General features: G+C 54.2%; 5 protein-coding genes. 4 read left to right on the top strand and 1 reads right to left on the bottom strand.

Translation table 11 applies throughout. The features are described 5' to 3' along the window. Positions 1–50 precede the first annotated feature (50 nt). Positions 51–1,085 carry a methionine ABC transporter ATP-binding protein gene (locus B9Z54_RS14165; RefSeq protein WP_113929011.1) on the top strand — a complete coding sequence of 345 codons (1,035 nt, stop codon included), beginning with the start codon at positions 51–53 and terminating at the stop codon, positions 1,083–1,085. Next, positions 1,057–1,719: a methionine ABC transporter permease gene (locus B9Z54_RS14160; protein WP_071397545.1), complete on the top strand. Its 663-nt coding sequence runs from the start codon at positions 1,057–1,059 to the stop codon at positions 1,717–1,719. Before B9Z54_RS14165 ends, B9Z54_RS14160 begins: the two co-directional genes overlap by 29 nt. Positions 1,720–1,745: 26 nt before the next feature. Here the strand turns inward: B9Z54_RS14160 and B9Z54_RS14155 are convergent, their stop codons facing one another. Next, positions 1,746–2,141 carry a Spx/MgsR family RNA polymerase-binding regulatory protein gene (locus tag B9Z54_RS14155; protein ID WP_113929010.1) on the bottom strand — a complete coding sequence of 132 codons (396 nt, stop codon included), beginning with the start codon at positions 2,139–2,141 and terminating at the stop codon, positions 1,746–1,748. Between the two features lie 179 nt (positions 2,142–2,320). Here B9Z54_RS14155 and B9Z54_RS14150 point away from each other — a divergent pair, with 179 nt between their 5' ends. Together B9Z54_RS14150 and B9Z54_RS14145 are read left to right on the top strand one after the other, a co-directional pair. After that, complete coding sequence (locus tag B9Z54_RS14150) at positions 2,321–2,638, top strand: DUF302 domain-containing protein (RefSeq protein ID WP_345840734.1); 318 nt, start codon at positions 2,321–2,323, stop codon at positions 2,636–2,638. A gap of 246 nt (positions 2,639–2,884) precedes the next feature. Then, a partial coding sequence (locus tag B9Z54_RS14145) for a hypothetical protein (RefSeq protein ID WP_162785220.1) occupies positions 2,885–3,079 on the top strand: 195 nt, incomplete at its 3' end.

Here is a 3,079-nt window from a genome sequence, read left to right as displayed (position 1 = left end):
GAAGAGACGTTCAACGGCTCAATCGTCCCGGCGTTTTAACGGTAGGTCCTATGATCGCACTTAAAGGCATCACGAAGACGTTCACCGTAAACAAAGGTTCCGTCACCGCGCTCGACGACGTCTCACTCACGATCGAGAAAGGTGAGATCTTCGGCATCATCGGCCGAAGCGGGGCCGGCAAGAGCACGCTCATCCGTATGATCAACCTGCTCGAACGCCCGACGTCGGGACATGTCGAGATCGAGGGACAGGACATCACGAAGCTCGACAAGCGCGGGCTCTCGAAGCTTCGTCACCGGATCGGGATGATCTTCCAACATTACAACCTGTTGAAGACGGCGACCGTCGAAGAGAATGTCGCCATCCCGTTACGACTCGAAGGGCTCGATAAACAGACGATCCGGGAACGGGTCGACAAGTATCTCGATATCGTCGGGCTGACGGCGCACCGGAAACATTATCCCGAGCAACTCTCGGGCGGACAGAAACAACGCGTCGCCATCGCCCGGGCCCTCGCCCATGAGCCGGACATCCTGCTCAGCGACGAGGCGACGAGCGCGCTCGACCCGGAGACGACCGAGTCGATCCTCGACCTGTTGCTCGACATCAACCGCGAACTCGGTCTGACGATCTTTTTGATCACCCATGAGATGGAAGTCATCGAGCGCATCTGCGATCGGGTCGCGGTCATCGAGGCCGGTCAAATCATCGAGGAAGGGAACGTGCTCGACGTGTTCTCGGACCCGCAGCACGCGACGACACGAAAGTTCTTGAAGACGAACCACGACGTCCCGAAAGAAGTCGTCGCAGAATTGAGCACGCACGGGACACTCGTGAACCTGTCGTTCATCGGTCATCAGAGCGAACAGGCCGTGCTCGCCCAGCTGACGAAACGGTTCGGATTGCTCCCGAATATCATCGGGGGCGGCATCAAGAAGTTGAAAGGCGGTCTCGTCGGCAATCTGCTCGTCCACTTGGACGGGGATGAGGCCCAGACCGACCAAGCCGTCCGTTTCTTAGAGGCGAGCGGCGTGAAAGTGAAGGAGGTGACGAACCATGTTGCAGTTTTGGGAAAATTGGGGTGATTTGATTTGGACGGGGACGATCCAGACGCTCACGATGACCGGCATCGCGCTCGTCATCTCGACGCTGATCGGATTGCCGCTCGGGACGCTGCTCGTCTTGACGCGCCCGAACGGCCGGCTCGCCAACCGTTACTTCTATGGGGCGTTATCGAGTGTCATCAACGTCGTCCGTTCAATCCCGTTCATCATCCTGTTGTTCTTTATCCTGCCGTTCACCCGCTTCATCATGGGGACGACGATCGGGGTTCAAGGTGTGCTCCTCCCGCTGATCGTATTTACGGCACCGTATATCGCGCGTCTCATGGAATCGGCGCTGTTAGAGGTCGACCGCGGCGTCGTCGAGGCGTATGAGGCGATGGGCATCTCGACCCGGAAAATCATCTGGTACGTGTTGATCCGGGAGGCGCGCTCTTCGATCGTGCTCGGCTTGACGATTGCGACAATCGGTCTCATCGGGGCGACCGCGATGGCCGGTCTCGTCGGAGCAGGTGGACTCGGCGATATCGCCTATCAATACGGCCATCTTCGTTTCGAGCCGGAGGTCATGTATGTGACCATCTTCGTGTTGATCCTACTCGTCCAATCGATCCAATCGTTCGGGAACCGCTTGGCGGCCCGACTCAAGAAGGCATAAGAAAAGAGCTCTGCGCTGCAGGGCTCTTACTTTTTGTCCAGCAATCGTTTCAATTCGGCGATTCGGTCATTTCGTGGGATGAACGTGCGAATCTCTTTCTCGCTGAACCCGATTTGAATCCGATTGTCGTCAATGACGATCGGGCTCTTCAAAATCTGTGGATGCGTCGCCACGAAACTGTATAGTTCGCGGAGTGACATCTCATCGAGTTGGTCCGCCGCTTGTTTGTATACACTCTTTTGCACGGACAAGAGATCGGTCGTCCCATTCTCCGTGAGACGGAGCATCTCTTTGAACTCGTTGAACGACATCCCTTGGTCGGTCAATTTCTTCTCGATGAACGGGATGTTCTGTTCGCGTAACCAATCGAGCGTCTTACGGGAAGAACTGCAGCTTGTATGTGTGAATACGGTGACCGTCACGGCAACCACTTCTCCTTTGCGTAAGGTTGGACTTCTCTATTTTCTCTCATTCCTACGAGTCGAACGCGGAATATGTTTCAAATCACATACACTTTTTTTCGGGACGATGGGACGATTTGTTTCCAGCCGGTTCGGGTACATGACGAAAGAGACTACCTAACACACAAGGAGGGATTCACGTGTTTGATTACACAGTGAAAACGGACCAATCGGTCGAGGACGTCGTCGAAAAATTGAAAGGGACGTTGAAAGATGAAGAGTTCGGGGTACTCTGGGACTTCGATTTAAGTGACACGTTAAAAGAGAAGGGACAGGCCATCGACGGGGACTATCGCATCCTTGAAGTGTGCAATCCGAAAGAAGCGAAAAAAGTCATCACGGCCCACCGGGAAGGCGGCTACTTCCTGCCGTGCAAGCTTGCCGTCTTCACGAAGGACGGGTCGACCCCATGTCGGGATGCCGAAACCGACGAAATTGATCGAATTAATCGAGGATGAGTCGCTCCAGTCTGTCGCCCGTGATGTCGAGACGCGATTGACGCGGGCGATTGATCAAGCCGTCTAATTGAATTAGCGAACCCGTCCACTCTCATGGACGGGTTTTTCATATCCCTTCTAAAGTCATATAATGGTAAAATTGGTACAAATAGATTTTAAGGGGCGGATGATTTGAAAAAGTTAGCCATTGCACTCGTATTATCCATGGGCTTATTGGTCGGTTGCGGTGGAGAAAAGCCAGATGTCGTGAACTTGTCGTACGTCGATGCGCATTGGACCGTTAACAAGTATGCCAAAGAGAAGCTGATTTCCCTTCATTCAGCCGACGAGACACTTCAAGCCTGTACCGGTGACTTGACGACCGAGCTAAAAGGCGACTTGACCGTATTCGATACGATTGTGGCGAACCGCTATCCGATGACGGACACGGGCGAAGAGTAT

Origin of the sequence: Bacillus sp. P14.5 (assembly GCF_003316765.1) — a bacterium.
Lineage (GTDB): Bacteria > Bacillota > Bacilli > Bacillales > Bacillaceae_B > Rossellomorea.
The sequence above is the reverse complement of the archived record's forward strand: the minus strand, read 5'-3'. Positions and strand labels throughout refer to the sequence as shown.

Bases quoted from the DNA above. Each gene is read 5' to 3' on its own strand.
- B9Z54_RS14165 (WP_113929011.1), top strand. From the start codon at position 51: ATGATCGCACTTAAAGGCATCACGAAGACGTTCACCGTAAACAAAGGT.
- B9Z54_RS14160 (WP_071397545.1), top strand. From the start codon at position 1,057: ATGTTGCAGTTTTGGGAAAATTGGGGTGATTTGATTTGGACGGGGACG.